This window comes from Georgenia faecalis (assembly GCF_003710105.1).
In the GTDB taxonomy this organism is placed as follows: domain Bacteria; phylum Actinomycetota; class Actinomycetes; order Actinomycetales; family Actinomycetaceae; genus Georgenia_A; species Georgenia_A faecalis.
The window spans coordinates 2,407,451-2,434,244 of sequence record NZ_CP033325.1; the positions used below are offsets into that span (position 1 = coordinate 2,407,451).

At 74.5% G+C, this 26,794-nt stretch carries 23 protein-coding genes; 3 read left to right on the plus strand and 20 right to left on the minus strand.

Annotated features, from left to right (window positions below):
- The first annotated feature begins 323 nt into the window (after nucleotides 1-323).
- Nucleotides 324-1,385 carry a LacI family DNA-binding transcriptional regulator gene (locus EBO36_RS10505; protein ID WP_122824577.1) on the plus strand — a complete coding sequence of 354 codons (1,062 nt, stop codon included), beginning with the start codon at nucleotides 324-326 and terminating at the stop codon, nucleotides 1,383-1,385.
- A gap of 79 nt (nucleotides 1,386-1,464) precedes the next feature.
- Here the strand turns inward: EBO36_RS10505 and EBO36_RS10510 are convergent, their stop codons facing one another.
- From EBO36_RS10510 to ileS, 16 genes are all read right to left on the minus strand, one after another.
- The gene (locus tag EBO36_RS10510; RefSeq protein ID WP_122824578.1) at nucleotides 1,465-2,559 is read right to left on the minus strand and encodes an amidohydrolase family protein; all 1,095 of its coding nucleotides are present in this window, start codon (nucleotides 2,557-2,559) and stop codon (nucleotides 1,465-1,467) included.
- A 10-nt stretch (nucleotides 2,560-2,569) separates the two neighbouring features.
- A complete protein-coding gene (gene ffh, locus EBO36_RS10515; protein ID WP_122824579.1) occupies nucleotides 2,570-4,144 on the minus strand; it encodes a signal recognition particle protein in 1,575 nt (524 codons plus the stop codon).
- Nucleotides 4,145-4,175: 31 nt separating this feature from the next.
- Nucleotides 4,176-5,951, minus strand: a complete 1,776-nt coding sequence (locus EBO36_RS10520) for a [protein-PII] uridylyltransferase family protein (RefSeq protein WP_122824580.1) — start codon at nucleotides 5,949-5,951, stop codon at nucleotides 4,176-4,178.
- Between the two features lie 4 nt (nucleotides 5,952-5,955).
- Nucleotides 5,956-6,294: a P-II family nitrogen regulator gene (locus EBO36_RS10525; RefSeq protein WP_122824581.1), complete on the minus strand. Its 339-nt coding sequence runs from the start codon at nucleotides 6,292-6,294 to the stop codon at nucleotides 5,956-5,958.
- Nucleotides 6,291-7,601, minus strand: a complete 1,311-nt coding sequence (locus EBO36_RS10530; protein WP_122824582.1) for an ammonium transporter — start codon at nucleotides 7,599-7,601, stop codon at nucleotides 6,291-6,293. Before EBO36_RS10530 ends, EBO36_RS10525 begins: the two co-directional genes overlap by 4 nt.
- 168 nt (nucleotides 7,602-7,769) lie before the next feature.
- Nucleotides 7,770-8,933 (minus strand): signal recognition particle-docking protein FtsY, encoded by a 1,164-nt coding sequence (gene ftsY, locus EBO36_RS10535; protein WP_122824583.1) that lies wholly within the window; start codon nucleotides 8,931-8,933, stop codon nucleotides 7,770-7,772.
- A 49-nt stretch (nucleotides 8,934-8,982) separates the two neighbouring features.
- Nucleotides 8,983-9,291 (minus strand): hypothetical protein, encoded by a 309-nt coding sequence (locus EBO36_RS10540; RefSeq protein WP_122824584.1) that lies wholly within the window; start codon nucleotides 9,289-9,291, stop codon nucleotides 8,983-8,985.
- Between the two features lie 78 nt (nucleotides 9,292-9,369).
- On the minus strand, nucleotides 9,370-12,918 hold the full coding sequence (gene smc / locus EBO36_RS10545; protein ID WP_187695812.1) for a chromosome segregation protein SMC: 3,549 nt from the start codon (nucleotides 12,916-12,918) through the stop codon (nucleotides 9,370-9,372).
- A 49-nt stretch (nucleotides 12,919-12,967) separates the two neighbouring features.
- The gene (gene ndk / locus EBO36_RS10550; protein ID WP_122824585.1) at nucleotides 12,968-13,390 is read right to left on the minus strand and encodes a nucleoside-diphosphate kinase; all 423 of its coding nucleotides are present in this window, start codon (nucleotides 13,388-13,390) and stop codon (nucleotides 12,968-12,970) included.
- A gap of 11 nt (nucleotides 13,391-13,401) precedes the next feature.
- A complete protein-coding gene (locus tag EBO36_RS10555) occupies nucleotides 13,402-13,788 on the minus strand; it encodes a DUF4233 domain-containing protein (protein WP_122824586.1) in 387 nt (128 codons plus the stop codon).
- On the minus strand, nucleotides 13,785-14,600 hold the full coding sequence (locus EBO36_RS10560; RefSeq protein ID WP_122824587.1) for an HAD-IIA family hydrolase: 816 nt from the start codon (nucleotides 14,598-14,600) through the stop codon (nucleotides 13,785-13,787). Before EBO36_RS10560 ends, EBO36_RS10555 begins: the two co-directional genes overlap by 4 nt.
- 49 nt (nucleotides 14,601-14,649) lie before the next feature.
- Nucleotides 14,650-15,366 (minus strand): dihydroxyacetone kinase phosphoryl donor subunit DhaM, encoded by a 717-nt coding sequence (gene dhaM / locus EBO36_RS10565; protein WP_241236863.1) that lies wholly within the window; start codon nucleotides 15,364-15,366, stop codon nucleotides 14,650-14,652.
- Nucleotides 15,363-16,118 carry a dihydroxyacetone kinase subunit DhaL gene (gene dhaL / locus EBO36_RS10570; protein ID WP_122824588.1) on the minus strand — a complete coding sequence of 252 codons (756 nt, stop codon included), beginning with the start codon at nucleotides 16,116-16,118 and terminating at the stop codon, nucleotides 15,363-15,365. Before dhaL ends, dhaM begins: the two co-directional genes overlap by 4 nt.
- A 4-nt stretch (nucleotides 16,119-16,122) precedes the next feature.
- On the minus strand, nucleotides 16,123-17,091 hold the full coding sequence (locus tag EBO36_RS10575; RefSeq protein ID WP_122824589.1) for a dihydroxyacetone kinase subunit DhaK: 969 nt from the start codon (nucleotides 17,089-17,091) through the stop codon (nucleotides 16,123-16,125).
- A gap of 7 nt (nucleotides 17,092-17,098) precedes the next feature.
- Complete coding sequence (locus EBO36_RS10580) at nucleotides 17,099-18,652, minus strand: bifunctional folylpolyglutamate synthase/dihydrofolate synthase (protein WP_122824590.1); 1,554 nt, start codon at nucleotides 18,650-18,652, stop codon at nucleotides 17,099-17,101.
- Nucleotides 18,649-21,900: an isoleucine--tRNA ligase gene (gene ileS, locus EBO36_RS10585; RefSeq protein WP_122824591.1), complete on the minus strand. Its 3,252-nt coding sequence runs from the start codon at nucleotides 21,898-21,900 to the stop codon at nucleotides 18,649-18,651. The genes EBO36_RS10580 and ileS overlap by 4 nt, the downstream gene beginning before the upstream one ends.
- Before the next feature lie 313 nt (nucleotides 21,901-22,213).
- Between ileS and EBO36_RS10590 the strand changes: the two genes are divergently transcribed.
- On the plus strand, nucleotides 22,214-22,831 hold the full coding sequence (locus tag EBO36_RS10590; RefSeq protein WP_164471434.1) for a PepSY domain-containing protein: 618 nt from the start codon (nucleotides 22,214-22,216) through the stop codon (nucleotides 22,829-22,831).
- Nucleotides 22,832-22,887: 56 nt separating this feature from the next.
- Nucleotides 22,888-23,613: a GntR family transcriptional regulator gene (locus EBO36_RS10595; RefSeq protein WP_122824593.1), complete on the plus strand. Its 726-nt coding sequence runs from the start codon at nucleotides 22,888-22,890 to the stop codon at nucleotides 23,611-23,613.
- 18 nt (nucleotides 23,614-23,631) lie between these two features.
- On the opposite strand, the gene EBO36_RS10600 is transcribed toward EBO36_RS10595, so the two are convergent.
- Genes EBO36_RS10600 through EBO36_RS10615 form a run of 4 tightly spaced genes read right to left on the minus strand, consistent with a single transcriptional unit; the run spans nucleotide 23,632 to nucleotide 26,629 of the window.
- Nucleotides 23,632-24,378 carry a sugar isomerase domain-containing protein gene (locus EBO36_RS10600; RefSeq protein ID WP_122824594.1) on the minus strand — a complete coding sequence of 249 codons (747 nt, stop codon included), beginning with the start codon at nucleotides 24,376-24,378 and terminating at the stop codon, nucleotides 23,632-23,634.
- A complete protein-coding gene (locus tag EBO36_RS10605; protein ID WP_164471436.1) occupies nucleotides 24,371-24,811 on the minus strand; it encodes a PTS sugar transporter subunit IIA in 441 nt (146 codons plus the stop codon). Before EBO36_RS10605 ends, EBO36_RS10600 begins: the two co-directional genes overlap by 8 nt.
- Nucleotides 24,808-25,110 (minus strand): PTS sugar transporter subunit IIB, encoded by a 303-nt coding sequence (locus EBO36_RS10610; protein ID WP_122824595.1) that lies wholly within the window; start codon nucleotides 25,108-25,110, stop codon nucleotides 24,808-24,810. The genes EBO36_RS10605 and EBO36_RS10610 overlap by 4 nt, the downstream gene beginning before the upstream one ends.
- Complete coding sequence (locus EBO36_RS10615; protein ID WP_222928711.1) at nucleotides 25,103-26,629, minus strand: PTS ascorbate transporter subunit IIC; 1,527 nt, start codon at nucleotides 26,627-26,629, stop codon at nucleotides 25,103-25,105. The genes EBO36_RS10610 and EBO36_RS10615 overlap by 8 nt, the downstream gene beginning before the upstream one ends.
- Between the last annotated feature and the right edge of the window lie 165 nt (nucleotides 26,630-26,794).

Below are 26,794 nucleotides of genomic sequence, written 5' to 3' on the forward strand. Positions count from 1 at the left end.
CCTGGACAACCTCGTCATTGACACTGCGGGGGCGCGGCTGCGCCGTCGGCGCATTTGCCCGGAAGATACATCGTTATATCGCTCGGCGGAACCCCCTGCCACCGCGCCCCCATGCACGGCGTTCGCGGGAGGTGCGCCCCCCGGGTCGGGGGCACCAGCGCTGCCGTTGCGGACCACCACCTTTCGGAGTCGAGGCCCACGTACCGTGGCTGCCGGCCGCCGTTCGGTGCCGGTGGGTGCGGGTGCCTGCGACCGTGACCGTCCCCGCGGGAACGACGCCGGAGGCGACCAGGCCGACGCCTCAGCCCGTACGATGACGTCGCATGGCGGCTTCGCACGGTCCCGGGTCGCGCGTCACCCAGGCTGAGGTGGCGCGAGCGGCCGGGGTCTCCGTCGGCGCGGTCTCGCAGGTCCTCAACGACAGCCCGACCAGCCGCATCTCGGAGGAGGTGCGGGAACGGATCTTGGCGGCGGCGTCCGCGCTGGGCTACCGCCCCAACATGGTCGCCCGCACGCTCCGGACGTCCGAGAGCCGCACGTACGGCTTCGTCTCGGACACCGTCACCATCACCCGGTTCGCGAGCGGGATCCTTCGAGGCGCGCTAGACGCGGCGCACGAGAGCGGCTACCTGCTGCTCATCGCCGAGACCGCGGGCGACGCGGCGCGCGAGACGGAGGCCGTCCAGGCGCTCCTCGACCGAGGGGTCGACGGGATCGTGTTCACGGCGGTGAAGTCGCGGTACTCGGGAACCCTCGGCATGGGGCTGAGCGTGCCCTGCGTCAACGTGAACATCGCGGACGCCGATGCGCCCTCGATCCTCCCGGACGAGCTCGCCGGAGGCCGCCTCGCAGTCCGTGCCCTGGCCGAGGCCGGGCACCGCCATGGCATCGCTCTCGTCGGGCACGACTTCCGGTCCGACATCGACACCGGGATCGCTCTCACGGGCAGGCGCCGTCTTGATGGCATCGCAGCCGAGATGGCATCTGTCGGGATCGACTTCCTCGACCAGCAGGCGTGCGGCGACTGGCAGACGGATGAGGGGTATGCGGCTGCCCACCGGATGATCAGCAACCGCGGTGTCACCGCTCTGCTCTGCCTCAACGACCGCCTGGCCTTCGGTGCCTACCAGGCGCTGGCGGAAGCGGGTCTGAGGATCCCCGACGACGTGTCGGTGATGTCGTTCGACGACGAGGAGCTCGCTGCCTCACTACGCCCTGGGCTGACGACCGTCGCGATCCCCCACGAGACGATGGGTGCCCTCGCGATCGAGATGCTCCGCACGCCGGGACCTGCGGAGTCGGACGTCCTCGTGCCGATGTCCCTCCACGAGCGCGTGTCGGTCACAGCTCCGGCGCCGCACCGTGCCGGCGCGACGCCGCACTGACCCGCCGACCCGATGCGGAACCACCCCGCGCGCCCCGTCACTGTCGGCGAGACCCGCTCACCCAGCCGTGATCGACGGGCTAGTACCGCACCCCCCGCAGGACGACGGCGCTCGGCCGGGTGAGCACGCCGATGTCCTCGCGGGGGTCCTCGGGGTAGACGACGACGTCGGCGCTGGCGCCGTCGGCGATCCCCTCGGCACCGAGGAAGGCCCGGGCGCGCCAGGTGGCGGCGGCGACGACGTCGGCGGCCGGCACGCCGGCGCGGACCACCTCGGCGAGCTCGGCGGGCAGCGAGCCGTGCTCGATGGTGCCGCCGGCGTCGGAGCCCATGAGCAGCGGGACGCCCGCCTCGGCGAGGGTGCGGACCTGCTCGTAGCGCCGGGCGTGCATGCGACGCATGCGCGCGGCGAAGACCGGGTACTTCGGGCCGGCCTGGTCGGCGAAGTCGGTGAAGCGCCCCACCTGGAGGAGCGTCGGCGTCACGGGCAGCGCCCGCTTGGCCGCCTCGTCGATGTGGTCGGCGTCCATGCCGGTGCCGTGCTCGATGCCGTCGACGCCCGCGTCGAGGAGGTCGTCCACCGCCTCACGGGAGAAGGTGTGCACGGTAACGCGGGCGCCGTTCTCATGGGCGGCGGCCACGGCGTCGCGCAGCACGTCGCGCGGCCACAGCGGCCGCAGGTCGGCGTCGGCACCCTCGGAACGGTCGATCCAGTCCCCGACGAGCTTCACCCAGCCGTCGCCGAACCGCGCCTGCTCGGCGACGGCGTCGGGCAGGTCCCCGACCCGCTCGAGCTCGAGCCCGTAGTGCCGCAGGTAGCGCTTGGGCCGGGCGAGGTGGTGCCCGGCGCGGATGAGGCGGGGCAGGTCCTCGCGGTCCTGCACCCAGCGGTTGTCCATCGGCGAGCCCGCGTCGCGGACCAGCAGCGTGCCGGCGTCGCGGTCGGCCCGGGCCTGCGCGAGCGCCTCCGCCGCGCTCACCTCGCCGTCCGGCCCCAGACCGATGTGGCAGTGGACGTCGACGAGCCCGGGCAGCACGACGCCCTCGACCACGTCGGCGGACCAGGCGCCCGGGGGCGCGGTGAGGGCGAGCCGCCCGTCGACGACCCAGCACTCGTCCCGCTCGCGGCCGTCGCCGACCAGGACGGTGCCGCGCAGGTGCAGCGTCTCGCTCACGGGTGCAGCCCTACCGGCCGAGGAACCGCTCGAACCCCGCCGGCAGGTCCGCGGGAAGGTCCGCCGGGAGGCCCGTCGGGGCGTCCTCGGACCGGCCGATCCCGAAGGCCGAACCTGCGGGCGCCGCCGGACGCGCCGCCTCCGCGCTCTCCTGCTGCGCGCGCTTGGCGGGGTTGCCCGACTTGCCCTTCTTGCCCTTGCGCTGCGGGGGCGGCGCCATGCGGCCCTTGGACTTCTTGCCGCCGCCGGGCAGGGCGCCCATGCCGGGCACGCCCTTGCCGCCGGACCGCGCCATCTGGCGCATCATCGTCTTGGCGGCGTCGAAGCGCTCCATGAGGGAGTTCACCTCGGCCACCGTGGTGCCCGAGCCGCGGGCGATCCGGGAGCGGCGCGAGCCGTTGAGGATCTTGGGGTTGGTCCGCTCGGCGGGCGTCATCGAGTGGACGATCGCCTCGACGCGGTCGATGTCGCGCTCGTCGAAGTTCTCCAGGGCCTCACGCATCTGGCCCATGCCCGGGAGCATCCCGAGCATCTTCTTCATCGAGCCCATCTTCTTCAGCTGCTGCATCTGGTCGAGGAAGTCCTGGAGGGTGAAGTCCTCCTCCCCCGTGACCTTGGCCGCCATCCGCTCGGCCTGCTCGGCGTCGAACGTGCGCTCGGCCTGCTCGATGAGCGTGAGGATGTCGCCCATGTCGAGGATGCGTGAGGCCATCCGGTCGGCGTGGAACCGCTCGAAGTCGGTGAGCTTCTCACCGGTGGAGGCGAACAGCACCGGCTGACCGGTGACCTTGGCGACCGACAGCGCCGCACCACCACGAGCGTCGCCGTCGAGCTTGGACAGCACGACGCCGGTGAACCCCACGCCGTCGGCGAACGCCTGCGCCGTGGTGACCGCGTCCTGGCCGATCATCGCGTCGAGGACGAAGAGGATCTCGTCGGGGTCGACGGCGTCGCGGATGTTCGCGGCCTGCGCCATGAGCTCGGCGTCGACACCGAGCCGGCCCGCCGTGTCGACGACGACGACGGAGTACTGCTTGTCGCGGGCGTGCGCCAGGCCCGAGCGGGCCACCTCGACGGGGTCGCCGACGCCGTTGCCCGGCTCGGGCGCCCAGACCGGCACGCCGGCGCGCTCGCCCACCACCTGGAGCTGGGTGACGGCGTTGGGCCGCTGGAGGTCGGAGGCGACGAGCAGCGGCGTGTGGCCCTGGTCGCGCAGCCACTTGCCGAGCTTGCCGGCGAGGGTCGTCTTGCCGGCGCCCTGGAGGCCGGCGAGCAGGATGACCGTCGGGGGGCGCTTGGCGAAGTGGAGGTCGCGCGCCTGGCCACCGAGGATCTCGACGAGCTCGGCGTTGACGATCTTGACGATCTGCTGGCCCGGGTTGAGCGCGGCGGAGACCTCCGCGGACAGCGCCCGCTCCCGCACGGCCGCGGTGAACTCGCGGACCACGGGCAGCGCGACGTCAGCCTCGAGGAGGGCACGACGGATCTCGGCGACGGTCGTGTTGATGTCGTCCTCGGTGAGCCGCCCCTTGCCCCGCAGCGAGCGGAAGGTGGCGGTCAGTCGGTCGGACAGGCTGGCGAACAACGGCGTACCTCGCCTCGCTCGGGGATTAGGTCTACCGCGAGGATAGTCGCCCGCGGTCGGCCCCACCCAGCCGCTCCCCCACCCGGGCGGTGAGGTCGTCCACCAGGCGCGCCCGCCAGGTGGTCCAGGCGGCCGGTCCGGCGGCGGCGGCGTCGGCCTCGGTGAGCAGGCGCAGCAGCTCGAGCACGTCCCGGCGCCCCTCGACGGCGGTGGCGACCGCGTCGACGACGACGGGGTCGCGGGGGTCGCGGCGGGTCGCCGTCTCGGACAGCGTGAGGTGCTCGCGGACGAGCAGGACGACGAGGTCGCGCTCCGCACGCCCGAGCCCCATCCGCGCGGTGATGGCTGCGGCGCGCCGGGCGCCCTCCACGGAGTGGTCGTCCGCCCCGGCGACCTTGCCGATGTCGTGGAGGAGCGCGGCGAGGAGGAGCACGTCCCGCATCGCCGGGTCGTCGGGGCCGTGGAGCTCGGACGCGTTCGCGGCGGCCTGGACGAGGTGCCGGTCCACGGTGTGCCGGTGGATCGGTGAGCGCTGGGGTCGGTTGCGGACGGCGGCCCACTCGGGGATCCAGGTGGTCACCACCCCCGCGAGGTCGAGGGCCTCCCACACGGCGACCTGCGCCGAGCCGGAGCCGAGGAGGTCGAGGAGGTGCCCACGCGCCGCCGCCGGCCACGGCTCGGGCAGGGCGGGGGTCCGCGCGAGGTTCGTCAGGGTCACCGGCGACAGCGGCAGGCCCGTCCGGGCGGAGGTGGCACCCGCCCGCAGCGCGAGGAGCGCGTCGGTCTCCGGCTCGGCGTCCACCCCGAGCACCAGCTCGCCGTCGTGCTCGACGAGGCCCGGGGCGACGGACCGCAGGCGTGGGGCCACCCGGCGGCCCCGCACGAGGACCGGCCCGGCCCGCCGCAACGGTGGACGGCGCAGGGCCTGGCGGGCGTGCCGGACGGTGGTGTCGAGTGCCGCACTGATGACCCGGGCCGCCTGGGCGATCCCGGCGAGCAGCGCGTCCGCGTCCGGCTCGCCGATCCGGGTGGCGACCTCGGTGGCGTCGGCGAGCAGCAGCCGGTTGGTCCGCCGTCCCGTCACCTGGGCGACGGCGTCGCGCACGTCGAGGAGGTGGCGGTAGGCGGCGTCGAGCTCGGCGTGCGGGCGGTCGGTGAGCCACGTCGCCGCGAGCGCCCGGACGACGACGGCGTCCCGCAGGCCGCCGCGGGCCTCCTTGAGGTCCGGCTCGATGAGGTAGGCGAGCTCGCCGAACCGCTCACCGCGGTCGCGGACCGAGGCGACGAGCTCGGGCAGGCGCCGGCGGGCCGCCCCGCGCCAGTCGGCGAGGAGGGCGCTGCGTGCCCGGTGGACGACGACGGGGTCCCCGGCGACGGCGCGCAGGTCCAGCAGCCCGATCGCGGAGACGAGGTCGGTGGAGGCGATCCGGCGGCACTGGGCGAGGCTGCGCACCGAGTGGTCGAGGTCGAGACCGGCGTCCCACACGGGGTACCACAGCGCCTCGGCGAGGCCGGCGAGCGCGCCGTCGTCGAGGGTGCGCCCGTCGTGGACGAGCATGAGGTCGAGGTCGCTCGTCGGGCCGGCGTCCCGGCGGCCCTGGCTGCCGACGACGGCGAGCGCGACCCCCGTCTCGCCGTCGATCCCCCGGGCGTCCAGCGCCGCGTGCCACAGCCGGCGCAGCGCGCCGTCGACGAGGTCGGACAGCGCGTACCGGTAGGCCGGGCCGGCCGGCGCGGTCGGGGCCGCCAACCGCGAGCGGCGCAGGTCCCCCACTCCGAGGGGGACCTGCGCCGCCGACCCGGTCATCGGCTCAGAGCGCAGAGGTGCCGCGCTCGCCCGTGCGGACGCGCACGACGTCCTCGACGGGGACCGTCCACACCTTGCCGTCGCCGATCCGGCCCGTCTGGGCCGCCTTGACGAGGGCACCGCTGATGAGCGACACGTCCTCGTCGTCGACGAGCACCTCGACCCGGACCTTGGGCACGAGGTCGACCGTGTACTCCGCGCCGCGGTAGACCTCGGTGTGGCCGTGCTGGCGGCCATAGCCGCTGGCCTCGGAGACGGTCATCCCGCGCACCCCCACCGCGCCGAGCGCCTGCTTGACCTCGTCCAGCCGGTGGGGCTGGATCACGCCGGTGACGAGCTTCATGCCTTGACCTCCGTTGCGACACTGTCCTGGTTGACGGCAGGGATGCCGGCGAATCCGCCGCGTCCCGTGCCGAGGGTCTCGTACGCCGTCTCCGCGTGCACGGCCGCGTCGATACCCGAGGTCTCGGCGGCGTCCGTCACGCGCCAGCCCATCGTCGCCTTGAGGACCAGGGCGATGACGAGCGTGACGACCGCGGAGAACACCACGGCGGCGACGGCGATGAGCACCTGGACGATGAGCTGGTCGACCCCGCCCCCGTAGAACAGGCCGGTGTCCGTGGCGAGGAAGCCGATGAGCACCGTGCCCACGAGCCCACCCACGAGGTGGACGCCGACGACGTCGAGGGAGTCGTCGTAGCCGAAGCGGAACTTCAGGCTCACGGCCAGCGCGCAGAGCGCACCGGCGACGATCCCGAGGATGATCGCCCCGACCGGGCTCACCGACCCCGCGGCGGGGGTGATGGCGACGAGGCCGGCGACGATGCCCGACGCAGCACCGAGGGACGTGGCGTGGCCGTCGCGGAGCTTCTCCACGACCAGCCAGCCGAGGATGGCCGCGGCCGCCGCCGTCGTGGTGTTGACCCACGCGAGGCCCGCGATGCCGTCGGCGCCGTAGGCGGAGCCGGCGTTGAAGCCGAACCAGCCGAACCACAGGAGCGCCGCGCCGAGCATGACGAACGGCAGGTTGTGCGGGCGGCCGGGCTCCCGGCCGAACCCGCGCCGCTTGCCGACGACGAGCGCGAGCACGAGGGCCGCGACACCGGCGTTGATGTGGACCACGGTGCCGCCGGCGAAGTCGATGGGCGCCGCGATCGACGCGAACGGCCCGTCACCGCCGAGCAGCCCGCCGCCCCAGACCATGTGGGCCATGGGGAAGTACGCGAGCGTCGCCCACACGCCGCTGAACACGAGCCAGGTGCCGAACTTCACCCGCTCGGCGAGGGCGCCGCTGATGAGCGCGGTGGTGATCATCGCGAAGGTCACCTGGAAGCCCACGTCGACGATGACCGGCAGGTTGCCGTCGAGGACGTACTCCCCGGCGTCGTCGAGGATGGTCCCGTTGAGCCCGAACTGCTCGAACGGGTTGGCGAAGACTCCGCCGATGCTCTGTGAGCCGTAGGACATCGACCAGCCCCAGAGCACGTACACGACGCCGATGACGCCCATGGCGCCGAACGACATCATCATCATGTTGAGCACGGACTTCGAGCGGGTCATGCCGCCGTAGAACAGCGCCAGGCCCGGGGTCATGAGCAGCACCAGGGATGCTGAGGTCAGCATCCACGAGGTGACTCCGGTGTCGAGCATGTGTGGTCCTCTCGCTCCCGACTCCTTCGGTCGGCCGTGACCACTCTTGCCCTGCCCCGTTACACCGGGCGCACGCCCGTGTTTCGGCGATGTGACGAATCACCCACGCGTGTGACGATCGTGTTGCGCGGGCCGGTTCTTCTCACCCGCTGAGACCAGCGGTGGCGCTCAGCCCTCGAGGATCGCGTCGACGAACTCCGCGGCGTCGAACGGCGCGAGGTCGTCGGGGCCCTCCCCCAGGCCGATGAGCTTGACCGGCACGCCGAGCTCGCGCTGGACGGCGACGACGATCCCGCCCTTGGCGGTGCCGTCGAGCTTGGTGAGGACGATGCCGGTGACGTCGACGACGTCGGCGAAGACCTGGGCCTGCCGCAGGCCGTTCTGACCGGTGGTGGCGTCGAGGACGAGGAGCACCTCGCTCACCGGCGCCTGCCGCGACATGATCCGCTTGATCTTCCCGAGCTCGTTCATGAGGTCGGTCTTGTTCTGCAGCCGCCCGGCCGTGTCGACGACGACGACGTCGACGCCCGCCTCGCGGCCGGCCTTGACGGCGTCGAAGGCGACCGCGGCGGGGTCGGCGCCCTCCCGGTCGGAGCGCACCACGGGCACGCCGACGCGCTCACCCCAGGTCTGGAGCTGGTCGGCGGCGGCGGCGCGGAACGTGTCGGCCGCGCCGAGCAGGACCTCGCGGTCCTCGGCGACGAGGACCCGGGCGAGCTTGCCGACCGTGGTGGTCTTGCCGGTGCCGTTGACGCCGACGACGAGGACCGTCGCGGGGTGCGGCTCGCCGTCGTCGCCCACGCCGGGGCTGACCCGCAGGCTGCGGTCCATGCCGGGGTCGACGAGCGCGAGGAGCTCGGCGCGCAGGACGTCCCGCACGGCCTGGGGGTCGTCCGTGCCGAGGACGCGCACCTGGGTGCGCAGCCGGTCCATGAGCTCGGTCGTGGGACCGATGCCGATGTCGGCGAGCAGGAGGGTCTCCTCGATCTCCTCCCAGTCCGCCTCGGTGAGGGAACCACGGGAGAGGATCGAGAGCAGGGAGCGGCCCAGGGTTCCGGAGCGGGCGAGGCGGGCGCGCAGGCGGGTCATCCGCCCGGCGACGGGCTCCGGGCGCTCGAGGGTGGGGGCGGCGGGGGCCTGCTCCTCCTCGGGGGCCTCGACGAGCACCTCGTCGGTCCCGGGCGTGAGGGTGTCGATGGCCTGCGCACTGCGCTCCTCGGGCGGGAGCGTCGGCGGTTGCCGGCGGCGGCGCACCCCCGAGGTGAGCGCGAGCCCGCCCGCGACGAAGATGACGAGGACGGCGGAGAGGATGGCCCAGAGCTGATCGGTCACAGTGGCCAGTCTGGCCCACGCGGTGCGCCGTGGGCCAACGGGCGCTCGCTCAGCGGCGGCCGGGGGCGCGCCGGGCGCGGGGCGTGACGGCGGCGAAGGTGTCGCGCAGGTCCTCGGGCCGGGTGTACGCCGAGCCCGTCACCGGCTCACTGAGCCGGAGCAGGTCCTCGAGGTCGCCCTCGCCGGGCTCCTCGTCGGCGCGCTTCCACGCGAGGTCCTCATCCCTCCGCCACCCGGCGAGGGAGGACCGCAGCCAGACGCCCCAGCCCTCGGGGGGGCGATGGGTCGCCAGGAGCGCGACCAGTACCCCGGCAGCACACACCAGGCTGAGCAGTACCACGACCACGGCCCCCGTCATGGGCCGATTATCCCCCCGCGACGCCCGAACGGCCCCGTAGAGCGGCCTCGGCGGTTCGCCCGGCCCGGGTGATGCTCGTCACGTGCCCACGGGTGCCGGGACGTCCTCGTGGAGCCGCTGGCTGATGACCGTGGTGACGCCGTCGCCGCGCATCGTCACGCCGTACAGGGCGTCGGCGATCTCCATGGTGCGCTTCTGGTGCGTGACCACGATGAGCTGGGAGTCCTCGCGCAGCTCGGTAAAGATCTCGAGCAGGCGGCCCAGGTTGACGTCGTCGAGGGCGGCCTCGACCTCGTCCATGACGTAGAACGGGCTCGGCCGCGCCTTGAAGATCGCCACGAGGAGCGCCACCGCGGTGAGGGACCGCTCGCCGCCGGAGAGCAGCGAGAGCCGCTTGACCTTCTTGCCCGCGGGGCGGGCCTCGATCTCGATGCCCGTGGTGAGCATGTCGTCCGGGTCGGTGAGGATGAGCCGCCCTTCGCCGCCGGGGAAGAGCCGGGAGAACACCCGCTCGAACGCGGCGGCGGTATCGCGGAACGCGTCGGCGAAGACCCGCTCCACCCGCTCGTCGATCTCGCGGACGATGGACATGAGGTCGGCCCGGGACTTCTTGAGGTCCGCGAGCTGGGTGGTGAGGAACTGGTGCCGTTCGGCGAGCGCGGCGTGCTCCTCGAGCGCGAGGGGGTTGACGCGCCCCAGGCGCGCGAGGTCGCGCTCCGCCCGGCGCAACCGCTGCTCCTGCTCGGCGCGCACGTACGGCCGGTCGGGCTCGTCGCCCGCGCCGGGGACGGGCCGGTCGGGGCCGAGCTCGTCGACGAGGACGGCGGGGTCGAGCCCCAGCTCCGCGATGGAGCGCTCCTCGAGCTGGCTGATCCGCAGCCGCTGCTCCGCGCGGGCCACCTCGTCACGGTGGACGGCGTCGGTGAGCTGGGCGAGCTCCGCGCTCGTGCGGTCGATCTCCGCGCGGGCGGCGGTGAGCTCGGCGTCCCGGACGGCCCGGGCCTCCTCGGCCACCTCCCGCTCGCGCGAGGCGGCCTCGAGCGAGCGGTCGATCGCCGCGAGGGCCACCGCGGCGTCCGCGCCCACCTCGGCGGCCACGGCGGCCTGCCGGGCCCGGACGCGCTCCCGCTCGGCCGCCACCTGCCGGGCGGTGCGCTCCCGGGCCGCCGCTCGCTCGAGCGACGCCGCGCGCCCGGCGAGGGCGGAGACCCGCTCCTCCACGGTCCGCAGGGCGAGGCGGGCCTCGGTCTCCTTGGCGCGCGCGTCGCGGGCCCGGGCGGTGGCGGCGTCCCGGGCGGTCGTCGCGGCGGCGAGGTCCTCCTCGGCGCGGGCGGGCTCGCGCTGGGCGTGCTCGAGCCGCTCCGCCAGTGCGGCGAGCTCGGCCTCGTGCGCGGCGCCGGCCGCGACGGCCTTCTCGATCGCCGGGCGGATGCGCTCGGCCTCGGCCTCGGCGGCACGGGCCGCGGACCCCAGGCGGCCCAGGCGTTCGGCGACGCCGGCGAGCCGGGCGTCGGAGGCGTGCAGGTCCGCGAGCGTGCGCTCGACCTCCGCGCGCGCCGCCTGCGCCCGCTCCCGCGCGGGGCCGAGGGCGAACCGGGCCTGCTCCGCGCGGGCGACCGCCGCGGTGAGCTCGGCGCCCGCCTCCTCGTAGGCGGCGTGCAGCTCGAGGACGCTGGGGCCTCCCGGGCCGCCGCCCGTGGCGCTCGTGCGGGACAGGACGTCCCCCTCGCGGGTGACGGCGACGACGGCGGCCTCGGTGACGGCGGCACGGGCGGCGGCCAGGTCGTCGACGACGACGACGTCGGCGAGCATGGCGTCGACGGTGCCGCGCAGGGCGTCGGGCGCGGTGACGAGCTCGCGGGCCCACCGGCCCCCGGCCGGCGCGGCACCCGCCGCTCCCCCGCCGTCGCCGTCCCCGGCCACGACGAGCCGCACCTGGCCGAGGTCGCCGTCGCGGGCCCGGCGGACGGCGTCGACCGCCACGTCCGGGGACTCGACGACGGCCGCGTCCGCGAACGGCCCGAGGACGGCGGCCACGGCGTTCTCGTACCCGGGCTCGACGGTGAGGGCGTCGGGGAGGGACCCGAGGAGGCCGGCGAGGGCGTCGGCGTCCGCGAGGAGCGCGCCCGTGCCGTCCTTGCGGGTGAGGGAGAGCTCGAGGGTCTCCCGGCGGGCCTGCCACGTGGAGCGCTCCCCATCCGCGGCCCGGACCGTCTCGGTGAGGGTGGCGACGGCGGCCTCGGCGGCGTCGAGCTCGGCGACGGCTCTCTCGTGCGCCTCGTCGAGGCCCTCCTCGCCCTCCTCGGCCCCGGCGGCCTGCTGCTCGAGCACGGTGAACTCGGCCTGGGCCTCGCGGGCGCGCCGCTCGGCCCCCTCGAGGTTGACGCGCAGGCGCCCGAGCTCGGCCTCGCCGGCCTCGAGGGCGCTGCGCCGAGCGGCCACCTGGCCGGTGAGCCGGGCGAGGCCCTCGCGCCGGTCGGCGACGCCGCGGTGGACGGCGGCCAGCGCGCGCTCGCTCTCCCGCTCGGCGTCCTCGGCCGCGGCGCGGGCGGCGACGGCAGCCTCGAGCGTGCGGCGGGCCGCGGCCTGCGCCTCACCGAGGGCGGCCTCCTCGCCGCGGGCGGCGCGCGCCTGCGCGTCGAGGGCGTCCGGGTCGGCACCCGGCCGTTCCGGCGTGGCGGTGCCGAGCAGGCGGCCGCGCTCGGCGGCGAGGCCGGCCAGGCCCCGCAGGCGCTCGCGCAGCCCGCCCAGGGCGTGCCAGGTCTGGGTGGCGGTGCGCAGCCGGGGCGCGACGGCCGCGGCCTCCTGCTCGAGCGCGGCCAGCCGCGCGCGGGCGGCGTCCTGGGCCGCCTCGACGGCGGCGCGGCGGTCGCGCAGGGCGGTCTCGTCGGCCACCTCGCGCTCGAGGGTGGAGGTGAGCTGGACCAGGTCGTCGGCGAGCAGCCGGGCGCGGGCGTCCCGGGCGTCCGCCTGCACCACCTGGGCGCGGCGGGCGACGTCGGCCTGCTTGGCGAGCGGGCCGAGCTGACGCCGGATCTCGGTGGTGAGGTCGGTGACCCGGGCGACGTTCGCGGCCATCGCCTCGAGCTTGCGCAGCGCCTTCTCCTTGCGGCGGCGGTGCTTGAGGACGCCGGCCGCCTCCTCGATGAACCCGCGCCGCTCCTCGGGTCCCGCGGCGAGCACGGTGTCGAGGCGCCCCTGCCCGACGATGACGTGCATCTCCCGGCCCATGCCGGTGTCCGAGAGGAGCTCCTGGATGTCGAGCAGCCGGCACGGCGAGCCGTTGATGGCGTACTCGGACCCGCCCCCGCGGAAGAGCGTGCGGGCGATCGTCACCTCGGAGTAGTCGATGGGCAGGGCGCCGTCGGTGTTGTCGATGGTGAGCGAGACCTCGGCGCGCCCGAGGGGGGCGCGGGAGGTCGTGCCGGCGAAGATGACGTCCGCCATCGACCCGCCGCGCAGGGTCTTCGCGCCCTGCTCGCCCATCACCCAGGCGAGGGCGTCGACGACGTTCGACTTGCCGGAGCCGTTGGGGCCGACGACGCAGGTGATCCCCGGCTCGAGGTGCAGCGTCGTCGCCGAGGCGAAGGACTTGAACCCCCGCAGCGTCAGCGTCTTCAGGTGCACGCGGGCAGACTATCGGCCGGGACCGACGACGACGCCGGTCCCGTGCCGGTCAGAGGCTCGGGAACCAGAGAGCGATCTCACGCGCGGCGGACTCGGGCGAGTCCGAGCCGTGGACGAGGTTCTGCACGACGGCGGTGTCCCAGGTGCGGGCGAGGTCCCCGCGGATGGTGCCGGGGGCGGCGACGGTCGGGTCGGTCGCCCCGGCGAGGGAGCGCACGCCCTCGATGACGCGGTTGCCCTCGACGACGGCGGCGACCACCGGGCCCGAGCCCATGAACTCCAGGAGCGGGGCGAAGAACGGCTTGCCCTCGTGCTCGGCGTAGTGCGCGGCGAGGAGGTCGGCGTCAGCGCTGCGCCGCTCGAGCGCGACGACGGTGTAGCCCTTCGCCTCGATGCGCCGGAGGATCTCCCCGGTGAGGGCGCGGCGGACGCCGTCGGGCTTGACGAGGACGAGGGTGCGCTCGGTAGTCACGCTTCGGAACCCTACCGTCCGTCCGGTGCGGCCTGGGCGCGCTCGCGCTCCACCCGCTCGGCGTCGATCCGCCCGCCCGTGCGCAACGAGACGACCCAGATGAGGGTGAAGACGCCGCCGAGCGCGAACATCGTCGGCAGGACGAGGCCGCAGGCGAGCAGGAGCACCTGGACCACCCAGCCGAGGACCACCCCGGCGCGGCCGCGGCGCACGAGGCCTGCGGCGACGAGGCACAGCACGGCGAGGACGCCCGCGACGCCGAACACCACGCCGGGCGCGGCGACGTCGAGGCCGAAGGCGACGAGGGCGGCGAAGAAGACGACGAAGGCCTCGAGTGTGAGGACCGTGGTGGCGAACAGCGCGCGCGCCGACGAGCGCGGCTTGGCGGGCGCGCTCACGCGGCGGGCCCCGTGGCCGGTGGGCCGAGCTGAGCGACCGCGGGGACCAGCTCGGCGACGGACTCCACCACCCGGGTGGGGCGGTAGGGGAACCGGTCGATCTGGTCCCGGCGGGTGGAGCCGGTGAGCACGAGCACGGTGCGCAGGCCCGCCTCGAGGCCGCTGACGATGTCGGTGTCCATCCGGTCGCCCACCATGATCGTGGTCTCGGAGTGCGCGTCGAGGCGGTTGAGGGCGCTGCGCATCATCAGCGGGTTGGGCTTGCCGACGTTGTAGGGCTCCACCCCCGTCGCCCGGGTGATGAGCGCCGCGACGGCCCCCGTGGCCGGGACGGAGCCCTCGGCCGAGGGGCCGGACGGGTCCGGGTTGGTGGCGATGAACCGCGCACCCGCCTCGATGAGCCGGATCGCCCGCGTGATGGCGTCGAAGGAGTAGGTGCGCGTCTCACCGAGGACCACGTACTCCGGCGAGCGGTCGGTCATGACGTAGCCGATCTCGTGGAGCGCGGTCGTCAGCCCCGCCTCGCCCACGACGTAGGCGGTGCCGCCCGGCCGCTGCCCGTCGAGGAACTGCGCCGTCGCCAGCGCCGAGGTCCAGATCGCGCTCTCGGGCACGTCGATGCCCCCGGCCTGCAGGCGCGCGCGCAGGTCGCGCGGGGTGTACATCGAGTTGTTGGTGAGCACGAGGAACGGCCGGCCGCTCGTCGTGAGGGCGGCGATGAAGTCCGCGGCACCGGGCAGGGCCCGCTGCTCGTGCACGAGCACGCCGTCCATGTCCGTGAGCCAGCACTCCACGGGCTTGGGATCGCTCATGGCTCCATCCTGCCCCAGCGCGCGCGCCGGCCCCGCACGGGGGGAGCGCTCACTCCTCGCCGAACCGGCTCTCGACGACGTCCGCGACGAGGTCGAGCGCGTGCTCGGCCGCCGGCCCGCTGGCCCGCAGGCGCATGGTGTCGCCGTTGCCCAGGCCCAGGCCCATGAGCGCCAGCACGCTGGCCGCGTCGACGCCCTCGATCTCGACGGTGGCGTCGAACCCGGCGACGAGCCGGGCGATCATCGCCGCGGGCCGGGCGTGCAGGCCGAGCTCGTTGCGCAGGACGAGCGTGCGCTCCAGCGGCGGGGCCCCCACCGGCCTGTCCCCGTGCGGGACGGGTCCGGTCCGCTGGGCGGCCGCGAACGCGAGGGCGGCCTCCTCGGCCGCCCGCCGCACCTCACTGACGCCGGCGCCGCCCTGCGCGGCGACCGCCGCCGCCACGGCCCCCTCGACGAGCGGGCCGTCGGCGAGCTGGATCTGCGGGCCCTCCCCGAAGGACTCGAGGACGGCCTGCGCCGTCATCGTCGCGGACCCGAGGTCGGTGATGACGACGACGGGTCGGGAGGGCGCCGCCTCGCGGAGCGCGGCGATGGTCCGTGCGATCCGGTCGAAGCTCGTGCCCAGGCCGTCGTCGTCGCGCCCCCCGGCGGGTCGCAGCGTGACGTCGGGCGCCATCTGTGCGGCGACCTCGACGACCCCACGGGCGAGCCGGGCGGAGTGGGAGACGACGACGATCGCCGTCGTCGGCGCCAGGGCCGCTCTCACGCGGTGCCTGCGGGCGCCGCGTCGTCGGGGCCGTCGTCCGGGGCCGCGGCGTCGTCGGGGACGGAGCCGTCGTCCAGCGCCGCGCCGTCGCCGCGGACCGCGGCGTCCGCGGCCGCGCGCAGCAGCAGGGCGCTGGAGACGGCACCGGGGTCCCGGTGCCCGGCGCTGCGCGGCCCGAGGTAGCTGGCGCGGCCCTTGGTGGCGATCATCGGCTCGGTGTCCTGGGCGCCGGTCTCCGCGGCCTCGGCGGCGGCGGCGAGCACGTCGGCCGGCGTGGCCCCGGCGTCGGCCGCGGCCCGGGCGGCGCGGACGGCCGGCGCCCACGCGTCGACCATGGTCTTCTCCCCCGGCGCCGCCTTGCCCCGGGCGACGATGCCGGCGAGGCCCGCCTCGAGCACCGTGGCGACCTCGGCGCCGCCGAGCGCATGCCGGGTCTGCCCCTCGCCCGGCAGGCACGCGGCCGCGCCCCGGAGGAAGGCGGTGCCGTACAGCGGCCCCGCAGCGCCGCCGACGGTGGACATGAGGGTGGTCGCGACGAACCGCAGCACCTCGGACGGCGTGGCCGGGGGCGCGCTCTCCTCGAGCCGGGCGCCGACCGCGGTGAACCCGCGGTCCATGTTCTCCCCGTGGTCCCCGTCTCCGATCGCCTGGTCGAGCTCCATGAGCTCGATCCGGTGGCGGGAGACGGCCTCCTGGGCGAGCAGCGCCCACCGCAGCGCCCACGCGGCGTCGAGGTCCGTCGGTCCACTCATGTGCTCACCCTCCCCAACGCAGCACCGCGGTACGCACAGGAGCGTCCCACAACCGGAGCAGGTCCTCATCCAGGCGCAGCACGCTCACGCTCGCGCCGGCGGTGTCGATCGAGGTGGCGAAGTCCCCGACGAGGGAGCGCACCACCCGCACGCCGTGGGCCTCGAGCCGGTCGCGGGCCCGGCCGTAGACGATGTACAGCTCGGCCAGCGGCGTGGCTCCGAGCCCGTTGACGAGGAGGAGGGCCTCCTCGCCGGCCCGCAGCCCGAGCGCGGCGACGACCGGGTCGAGGAGGAGGTCGGTGAGCCGGTCGGCGCCGGCGTAGGCGACGCGCTCGCGTCCGGGCTCCCCGTGGATCCCGACCCCGAGCTCGACCTCGTCGTCGCCGAGGGGCCGCGCGTGCGGGGCGGTGCCCGGCCGCAGGGTGGCGCCCATGCTCGCCACCGCAGCGGCGGCGCGACGGGCGACGGCGGTGACGGCGTCGAGGTCGTCCCCGCGGGCGGCGGCCGCCCCGGCGATGCGCTCGACGAGCACGGTGCCGGCCACGCCGCGGCGCGTCGCCGGGTCGGGGATCGCGACGTCGTCCGCCACGACGACGGTCCGCACGTCGAGCCCGGGCGCCTGCTCCGTCGCCAGGGCGACGGTGAGGACGTCGCCCGTGTAGTTCGGCACCACGTGGAGCACCCCGGCGCCGCCGTCGACCGCGCGGGTCGCCGCGAGGACCGCGTCCGGCGGCGGGGCCGAGAACAGGGGCCCCGGCACGGCCGCCGCGAGCATGCCCGGTCCCACGAAGCCGACGTGGAGGGGCTCGTGCCCGCTCCCCCCGCTCGCCACCACCGCGACCTGCCCCGCCTCGGCCGGCCGGGCGAGGAAGAGCGGGTCCTCGTGGAGGGTGACGAGGTCGGCGTGCGCCCGGGCGAAGGCCCGGGCGAACTGCGCGACGGCGTCCCGCGGGTCGTTGACGAGCTTCTTCACCAGGGCCTCAGGGGTGGCCGAGGAGGATCCGTGCCTGGGCGACGAGGACGATGGACCCCGTGATGAGCACGGCCCCGGCCGCGTCCTCGTCCGCCTCGGCGAGGGTGACGGCGAGGTCCACCGCCTCGTCGAGCCGCTCCGCGACGTGCACCCGGTCGGGGTCGAAGACCTCGCGGGCGATCTCGGCGAGGTCCTCCACGTCGTGGGCCCGGTCAGTGGGCGCCCGGGTGATGACCACCTCGGCGAGCAGGGGCTCGAGGCCTGCGAGGATCGTCTCGGCGTCCTTGTCGTTCATCACGCCGACCACGCCGACGATCCGGTCGAGGTCGAACGCCTCCTCGACGGCGGCCCGCAGCGCCTCCACGCCGGCCGGGTTGTGCGCGGCGTCGACGAGCACCCGCGGGCTGCGCCGGACCACCTCGAGCCGTCCGGGCGAGTCCGCGCTGGCCATCGCCTGCTCGACGACGCCGGCGTCGAGCGACCCGCCACCGAAGAAGGTCTCGACCGCGACCAGCCCGAGGAGCGCGTTGCGCGCCTGGTGCTCGCCGTGGAGCGGGAGGTAGACGTCGGTGTAGGTCGCCGCCGGGGTGCGCAGCGTGAGCATCTGCCCACCCACGGCGATCTGCCGGTCGAGGACGGCCAGCTCGGTCCCCTCGGTGAGCAGCCGGGCGTCGAGGGCGTGGCTGGCGTCGGCGATGACCGGCGTCACCTCCTCGTCCTGCTCGGCGCTGACGACGGTGGACGCGGCGGTGATGATCCCCGCCTTCTCGGCGGCGATCTCCGGCAGGGAGTGGCCCAGCCAGCGCTCGTGGTCGCGGGAGATCGACGTGATGACCTCGATGCGCCCGTCGACGACGTTGGTGGCGTCCCAGCGCCCACCCATCCCCACCTCGACGACCGCCACGTCCACGGGCGCGTCGGCGAACGCCGCGAGCGCCATGACGGTGAACACCTCGAAGAAGCTCAGGCGGGGCCCGCCGGCGGCGACGGAGCGCTCGTCGACGAGGGTGACGTAGGGCTCGACCTCGGCCCACGTCGCCACGAACGCCTCCGGGCTGATGGGCTCCCCGTCGATGGCGATCCGCTCGCGGACGGTCGTGAGGTGCGGGGAGGTGAACCGCCCGGTGCGCAGGCCCATCTCGCGCAGCAGGCGCTCGATCACCCGCGCGGTCGACGTCTTGCCGTTCGTGCCCGCGACGTGGATGACCGGGTAGGCCCGGTGCGGGTCGCCGAGGAGCTCGAGGACCTGCTCGACCCGCTCGAGGCTCGGCTGCACGTCGTGCTCCGGGGCGCGCGCGAGGATCTGCGCGTAGATCTGCTGGACGGCGGAGTCCGCCTCGGCGCGGGACGCGGACGCCTCCGCCTCGTCGACGGTGACCTCGGGGGCGCCGAGCACCTCGTCGACGACGTCGGGGTCCGGTCCGGCGACGAGGGAGGAGGACAGCAGCTCGCGCAGCCCGGCGGCGTGCTCGTCCGGCTCCTCCTGGGGCGTCTCGTCCTCGAAGTGGCCCTCCGGGTCCGGTGTCCCGGGCCCGATGTCGCCTCGGTCGATGGGGGTCATACCTGCTCCGTCCGCTCTAGCTCGACCTCGAGGGTCCCGGTGGGGTTGACGTCGACGCGCACGTCGACGGCGAGGGTCTCGGCCGCGATGAGGTCCGCGTGGGCCTGCGTCCACGCCGCCCGGTCGGCCGGCACGGCCAGCGCCAGCGAGATCCGGTCGCCGATGTGCAGGCCGGCGGCCTTGCGCTCGTCCTGGACACGGCGCACGACGTCGCGGGCGTACCCCTCGGCGAGGAGCTCGTCGTCGAGGGCGAGGTCGAGGACGACGAAGCCGCCGCCCGCGAGCACCCCCGCGGCGAGGGTGTCACCGGCGCGGTCCTCCACCTCGGTGGTGAGGGTGTACTCGCCCTCGGCCAGCTCGATGCCGTCGACGACGACGGCGCCCGACGCGGTCTGCTCCCAGCCGCCCGCACGGGCGGCCTTGATGACGCGCTGGACGTCGCGGCCCAGGCGCGGTCCCGCGGCCCGGGCGTTGACCGTGAGCTTGGTGTAGACGCCGTACTCCGCGGCCGCGCCGTCACCGAGCGAGGCGAGCGCCACGTCCTTGACGTTGACCTCGGAGGCGACGAGCGCGGCGAACGGCTCGAGGGAGGTGGGGTCGTCGACGACGACGCGCAGCCGGCGCAGCGGCTGACGCACCCGCAGGGTGTTCGCCTTGCGCAGGCCGAGCGTCACGGAGACGACGTCGCGCACCTGGTCCATCGTCGCCACCAGCTCGTCCGCGGCGAAGGCGTCGTCGAGCTCGGGCCAGTCGGTGAGGTGGACGCTGCGCCCGCCGGTGAGCCCCCGCCAGATCTCCTCCGAGACGAGCGGCGCCAGCGGCGCCATCACCCGGGTGAGCACCTCGAGGGCGGTGTACAGGGTGTTGAACGCGTCGGCGTCCTCCTGCCAGAACCGGTCCCGGGAGGTGCGCACGTACCAGTTGGTGAGGACGTCGAGGTGCTCCCGCACGCGCTGCGCGGCGCCGGGGATGTCGTAGGCCTCCATGTCCGCCCGGACCCGGGTGGCGAGGTCGCGGGTGCGGGCGAGCAGGTAGCGGTCCATCACCGGCAGGCCGGCGGCCTCCTCGGGGCGCACCGCGCGGGCGAGCAGGCCGGCGCCGCCGTTCGCCGTCCCGGCGTAAAGGCTGAAGAAGTACCAGGTGTTCCACAGCGGCAGGAGCACCTGGCGGACGTTCTCCCGGATGCCCTCCTCGGTGACGATGAGGTTCCCACCGCGCAGGATCGGCGAGGCCATGAGGAACCAGCGCATGGCGTCCGAGCCGTCACGGTCGAGGACCTCGGTGACGTCGGGGTAGTTGCGCAGCGACTTGCTCATCTTCCGGCCGTCCGACCCGAGGACGATGCCGTGGGAGACGGCCGAGCGGAACGCGGGCCGGTCGAAGAGCGCCGTGGCGAGGACGTGGAGGGTGTAGAACCACCCGCGGGTCTGCCCGATGTACTCGACGATGAAGTCGCCGGGGTAGTGGTGCTCGAACCAGTCCGCGTTCTCGAACGGGTAGTGCACCTGCGCGTAGGGCATCGACCCCGAGTCGAACCAGACGTCGAGGATGTCCGGGATGCGGCGCATCGTCGAGGCGCCCGTGGGGTCGTCCGGGTTCGGCCGGGTGAGCTCGTCGATGTACGGCCGGTGGAGGTCCACCTCACCGTCCGGGTTGGTGGGCAGGCGCCCGAAGTCGCGCTCGAGCTCGGCGAGCGAGCCGTAGACGTCGGTGCGGGGGTGGGCCGGGTCGTCCGAGACCCACACCGGCAGCGGCGTGCCCCAGTACCGGTTGCGGGAGATCGACCAGTCGCGGGCGCCGGCGAGCCAGTTGCCGAACTGGCCGTCGCGGATGTGGTCGGGCACCCAGGTGATCTCCTGGTTGAGCTCGACCATCCGGTCGCGGAACTGCGTGACCCGGACGAACCAGCTCGAGACCGCCCGGTAGATGAGCGGCGTGCGGCAGCGCCAGCAGTGCGGGTAGGAGTGGTCGTAGGTCTCCTGGCGCACGAGCACCGAGCGGACGGCCTCCGGGCGGCGGGCGAGCGCGCCCGTGCCGGCCTTGAGGTCGGCGATGATCGCCTTGTTGGCGTCGAAGACCTGCTGCCCGGCGTAGTCCGCCACCTCAGCGGTGAACCGCGCGCCGGCGTCGATGGGGACGACCGTGCCGATGCCCGCCGCCGCGCACACCGCCATGTCCTCCTCGCCGAAGGCCGGGGCGAGGTGGACGAGACCGGTGCCGTCCTCGGTGGAGACGTAGTCCGCGGCGAGGAGCGTCCAGGCGCGCTCGCCGACGTCGTCGTGGCCGGTGAAGAAGTCGAAGATCGGCGCGTAGCGGCGCCCGGCCAGCTCGGCGCCGGTGAGCGTCGCGACGACCTCCGGCTCCTCGCCCAGCTCGCGGGCGTAGGCGGCCAGGCGCGAGCGGGCGAGCAGCACCCGCTCCCCCGCGAGCGCGCCCTCGGCCGGCGTGACGACGACGTACTCGATCTGCGGGCCCACGGCGATGGCGAGGTTGGAGGGCAGGGTCCACGGCGTCGTCGTCCAGATGAGCGCGAGCTCGCCGGAGTCCAGCCGCACGCCGACGGTGACGGCGGGGTCCTGCCGCATCTGGTAGACGTCGTCGTCCATCCGCAGCTCGTGGTTGGACAGCGGCGTCTGGTCGTGCCAGCAGTACGGCAGCACGCGGTAGCCCTCGTACGCGAGCCCCTTGTCGTAGAGCTGCTTGAACGCCCACAGCACCGACTCCATGTAGGTGGGGTCGAGCGTCTTGTAGTCGTGCTCGAAGTCGACCCAGCGCGCCTGGCGGGTGACGTAGTCCTGCCACTCGGCGGTGTAGCGCAGGACCGAGGACCGGCACTCGTCGTTGAACGCCGCGATGCCCATCTCGTCGATCTGGGACTTGTCGGTGATGCCCAGGATGCGCTCGGCCTCGAGCTCGGCGGGCAGCCCGTGGGTGTCCCAGCCGAAGCGGCGCTCCACCCGGTGGCCGAGCTGGGTCTGGAAGCGCCCGACGACGTCCTTGACGTAGCCGGTGAGCAGGTGCCCGTAGTGGGGCAGGCCGTTGGCGAACGGCGGGCCGTCGTAGAAGACGAACTCGTTGTCGCCGTCCTGCCCTGCCGGGCGGTTCTCCACGGAGGCGCGGAACGTGTCGTCGGTCGCCCAGTACGCGAGCACCTCGCGCTCCAGCGCCGGGAAGCTCGGGGAGGCGGGGACGGCGTCGTCGGGGCGGTGGAGCGGGTAGCGCTGGGGATGCTCGGGCGTCGTGGCCATGGGCGGTGGTGCTCCTCGTCGGTGCGGGTCCTCGTGCACGTCGGTGCGAGGACGACGTCGGCCAGGTCCCTCACGGGCCTCGCGCCGCTGCCGCGGTACCACCTCGCTTGCCATCGGGTCCGCGGCCGGAGCCACGGCCCGGGGCCGCTCTCGTGCGGGGATGACGGTCCGCCTCCGGCCGGTTCTACTAGGGACCCGAGGGCCCTGTTCTTCCGGCGGCTCGCCGGTGATGGCCGGGTCGACGCCTGTGGGTCCCAGTGTAGCCACGCGGTACCGGCGTGCGATCAATGGGGCGCCCTGTTAGGCACAAGCCATGACTACTCCACGCGCAGGTGCCGCCGGCCTGGTGGCCGCCCTCCTCGTGGTCGCCGCGTGCTCCGACGCGGGCGGCGGGGACTCGCCGGCGACCGAGCCCGCGACCCAGGAGGCACCCACGACCGCGGAGGCCACCGCGCGCGAGACCGTCACCGACCTCGAGCCCGACGAGCCGAGCATGTCGTCGGGCGATGACGCCTCACCGGCGCCGTTCGCCCCGGAGGACGCGGCGATCGGGGCCCTGGCCGCGGCCGAGGCGGTCTCGGAGAACGGCCGTGCCTACGAGCTCGACCGGGACGACGACGAGGGCGCCTGGCAGGTCCACGTCGCCGTCGACGACCTGGAGCGCGAGGTCGAGGTGAGCGCCGACGGCAACACCGTGGTCCGCGAGGAGGACGAGGGCCCCGTGGACGCGGACGACCGCGCCCGCCTCGATGCGGCGTCGACCTCGGCCAACGAGGCGGCGATGACCGCGCTCACCGACATCCAGGGCAACGTCGAGGAGATCGAGCTCGAGGGACCGGAGGATGCCCCGGTGTGGCGGGTCGAGGTGCGCACCACGGACGGCGCGAACGTCGAGGTCCGGGTGGACGCCGTCACCGGCGACATCGAGTAGCGGCGCCGCCGGCCGCGTGGCACGGCCGTGCCGCTACCCTCGGGCAGGTGGAGGTGATGACGCTGGCGCCGGGAGCCGACCGTCCCACGGGGATCCCGAAGTACCTCTGGCTCAAGCGGGTCCTCCTCGACCACATCGACGCCCACCTCACGGTCGGCGACCCGCTCCCGTCGGAGCGTGAGCTCGCCGAGTCGATGGACGTCTCCCGCATGACGGCACGACGCGTGCTCACCGATCTCGAGGCGGAGGGGCGGGTCACCCGGGCCGTCGGGAGAGGGACGTTCGTGTCCGCACCGCGGATCGTGCTCCCGATGCGACTGTCCTCCTTCACCGTGGACATGCGGGCCCGCGGCTTCACGCCCGGGGCCCGCACGCTGCGCTTCACCACGGGGGCGCCGTCCGACGCCGCGGCGCGCGCGCTCGACCTGCCCGACGGTGGTGAGGTGCTCACCATCCGCCGGCTGCGCACCGCGGACGGCGTCCCGATGGCGATCGAGGAGGTGACGCTCGACGCCGCGCTCCTGCCCGGCCTGAGCGAGCGCGACCTCGAGGACACCTCGCTCTACACGCTCCTCGCGCAGCGGGCCGACGTGGTCTTCGACGGCGGGACGCAGACGGTGCGGGCGGCACCGGTGACCGAGGAGGAGTCGGCGCTGCTCGAGGTCCCGCACCACAGCGCAGTGCTGCGCCTGGTGCGGGCCTCGACCTGGCGGGGGCGGACCGTCGAGTACACGGTGTCCTCCTACCGGGGCGACCGCTACGAGCTGTCGACGGCGCTCTAGGTCGCCCCGGTAGTGCTGCTAGGCGGGCGGCACCGACAGCCCGGCCCGCAGCTCCGGCACCTGGGCGGCGTAGCGGTCCGCGACCTCCTCGTTCGAGCCCGCCGGCGCGGCGATGTTGGCGCTGAGCCACAGGGGCAGGTCCGGGTCGAGCTCGTGGACGAGGACGAGGACCGCGTCCCACATCGCCGCGTTGACGATGGAGGACAGCGGCGCGGTGCGCGGCGCGTCCGTCGGCCAGCTCGCGTCGCCCGGCGGGACACGGGTGTCGAGGACGACGTCGGCGATCTCGTGCAGCCGGTGCCCCGCGCGCAGCGGGGCCTGGTCGGAGGCGGAGCGGGAGGTGAGGGCGATGACCGTCGCGCCGGCCTCCGACGCCGTGAGCGCCGCCTCGACGGGGTAGTGGTTGATGCCCGAGCTGGAGAAGATCACCAGCACGTCGCCCGCGGTGAGCCCGGCCGCCCCCACGACCTCCCGGCCCAGGCCGGGGGTGCGCTCGGCCTCGGTCGAGCGCAGCGCGCCGTTGAGCGGGAGCAGGTCGGGGTGCCACACCGGCCGGACGAAGGACAGGCCGCCCGCCCGGAAGAAGGTCTCGACCACCCCGGCGAGGGAGTGACCGGCGCCCGTGGTGTGGACCACGCGGCCGGCTCGGCCGGCCCGGACGACGACCTCGGCGGCGCGGCGCAGCTCGGGCGCCGCCTCCGCGAGCGTGGTCGTGACGTGCTGCGTCACCTGGCGGGAGAAGTCGGCGAGGACGGCGTCAGACATGCGCGACCACCTCCGCCAGCTGCTGCTCGGCCTGCGCCTCGTCAGCCGCGCCGCGGATGCGGTCGGCCAGGCCGCCGCCCAGCGCGGTGGCCACGGCCTTGATCATGCCCATGTGGTTCCCGCCGGAGGAGAACGCCAGGAGCACGTCCACCGGGTCGTTCGTGGGGTGGCCGAACGCGACCGGGGTGCCCAGGCGCACGACGGCGAGCCCCTCGCGGGTCTGCCCCTCCTCGGCCTGGGCGTGCACGAGGGCCACACCCGGGGTGAGGACGATGTACGGGCCGTGCTCCTCCACGCTGGCGACGCAGGAGCCGGGGTAGCCCTGGCCCGCCGTGCCGAGCTCGACGAGGCGCTCGGCCGCCGCGCGCGTCCCCTCGCGCCAGTCGCTGACGGAGTCGGTGAAGCCGGCGGACACCGGGATGCTCGCGCTCACAGCCAGCCCACCTCCGCCAGTGCGGGCCGCAGCCGCGCCTCGAGGGCCGACTCGTCGACGAAGTCGTCGACGGTGACGATGACCGTTGCCGCTCCCTCGAGCTCGGTCATGTGCATGCCCTGGCCGACGATGACGTCGGCCTCCGTGCTGCGGGCGGTGGACAGGTCGGTGTTGTCGACCTGCGCGGCGATCCCGAGGCGGGTCAGCACCGACTCCGCGGTCATCCGCAGGATCAGGCTGGTGCCCATGCCCAGGCCGCACACGGCGAGGACCTTCAGCGGGTCGGGACGTTCACTCATGAGTTCCTCCGGTGGTGGGGGTCGTGGCGGTCGGGGACACGGTGGTCGAGGACGCGGTGGTCGAGGACGCAGGGGCGGTCGGGGACGCGGTCGCCGACGTCGTCGCCGCGGTGGTGGCAGGGCTCGTGCCCGTACGCGCGGCCCGCCGGCCGAGGAGCGCGAGGACGGCGACGGTGACGACGAGGACGGCGCCGGTGACGACCCACACGGCCACGCCACCGAGCGGGGCGAGGAGGTGGGCCGCGCCGATGAGGAGCCAGCCGACGGCGAACCAGTCGGGGTCGGCGAGGGTGCCGAGCTCGGGGGCGGTGTCCCCGTACAGGCCCCAGGTGATCCACTGGCCGACGGCGAGGAGCACGCCGTTGACGACGCCGCCGAAGACGGCGCCACGCCAGCCGGCGACGGCGTTGCCGAAGACGCCACCGGCGCCGCCGCCGAAGAACAGCATGATCATCGGCGGGACGAGGACGAACCACCCGGCGGTCGCGAAGACCGCCATGACGACGAGGAAGACGACCGTCGAGGACAGGAAGCCGATCATCACGGCGGTCGGCGCCTTGGGGAAGGCGACGGGGATGTCGAGCGCCGGCTTGGTGCCGGGGAGCACCTTGTCGGAGATGCCCTTGAAGGCGGGGACGATCTCGGCGAGGAACATCCGCACGCCGAAGAGCAGGATGGCGATGCCGGCCGCGAAGCGCAGCGCCTGGGTGAGGCCCCACGCCCAGGGCAGGAGGTCGGAGCCGGCCATCTGCTCCTGGACGATGCCGGAGTCGGCGAACGCGATGGCCACGAGCATGATGACGGTGATGATCACCGCGGTGGAGACGTTGATGTCCTTGAAGAAGGAGATCTGGCGGGGCAGCTTGAGCTTCTCGGAGTCGTGCTTCACGGGGTCGCCGAGGCGCAGGGCCCGCGAGCCGTAGCCCGCCATGAGGGCCACCGTCGAGCTGGTGTGGCCCAGGCCGAACTGGTCGTGGCCGACGACGCGGCGCATGAGCGGGGCGATCCACAGGGGCTGGAGCGTCCAGTAGCAGGCGATGATGACAGCGCCCGCGACGATGAGGGTGGTCCGCGGGATGTCGGTGAAGACCTCCACGAGCGAGGCGGCGATGACGATGCTCATCCAGAACATCAGGTGCCCGGTGAGGTAGACGTACCGCGCCGCGGGGAAGATCCGGACGAGCACGAGGTGGACGGCGAAGCCGAGCGCGATGATCATCGGCACGGCCGACCCGGTGCCGGCGAGGAAGTCGTTGAGCGTGCTGGTCGCCGTCGGCGGCTCCAGCCCGAAGGCGCTGGAGACGATGGCCTGGAAGGACACAAGCCCGCCCGTGAAGATGTCGACGCCGAGGGTGAGGATGACGACGCCGACGATGGCGCGCACGGTGCCGGCGACGACGGTCTCGAACGGCTTGCGCTGGAGCAGGAGCCCGGCGAGCGCGATAAGCCCGATGAGGATCGGCACCTGGCTGAAGACGTTGTTCGCTATGCCGGTGAGGATGTCCTGAAGGAGTTGCACGGGTCCCTCCGCGGTGACGAGTGAGGCGCTCAGCGGCCGAGGGGGCCGCGCGTCGTCCATGTCCGCGCTCGGCCGGTCCTGATGCCCGAGAGGTTCACCCTAATTGGTATATGCCACTCGCAGCGTAGGTCGGGCCCGGGGCCGGGTCAAAACACCTCCGGCTCC